Source organism: Bradyrhizobium lablabi, from assembly GCF_001440475.1.
GTDB classification, from domain to species: Bacteria; Pseudomonadota; Alphaproteobacteria; order Rhizobiales; family Xanthobacteraceae; genus Bradyrhizobium; species Bradyrhizobium lablabi.
Map to the genome: position 1 here is coordinate 1 of NZ_LLYB01000081.1, position 319 is coordinate 319.

A 319-nucleotide genomic window follows, 5' to 3' on the forward strand; every position below is an offset into this window, starting at 1 on the left:
GTCTCGCCGGGGGCGCCGTTCCGGCATTTTCCGAGCCGCAACGCCCTGATGCAGGCGGTGGCGGAGGAGGCGCAGCGGCGCTTCCGCGCCGAGATCGAGGCGGCGCTGGCCGCGGCGCCGGCCGGCGATCCGCTCGGCCGCTTTCGCTGCCTGGGGCTCGCCTATCTCCGCTGGGCGATGCGCAACCCGACCCATTTCGAGATCATTTCCAGCCGCCGCTTGTTCGACCATGACCGGGCGGTCGCCATCTCCAGCGACAATGCCGAGCTGATCGGGCTGACCGAGCGGACGCTGGCCGAGGCTTTTGCGGCGGGGCCGC

1 protein-coding gene is annotated in these 319 nt (G+C 72.1%); it reads left to right on the forward strand.

Annotation, left to right across the window (positions count from 1 at the left end; all coding sequences use genetic code 11):
• Nucleotides 1–319, forward strand: a 319-nt coding sequence (locus CQ14_RS20925; protein WP_430650199.1) for a TetR/AcrR family transcriptional regulator, incomplete at both ends; no start/stop codon positions are given.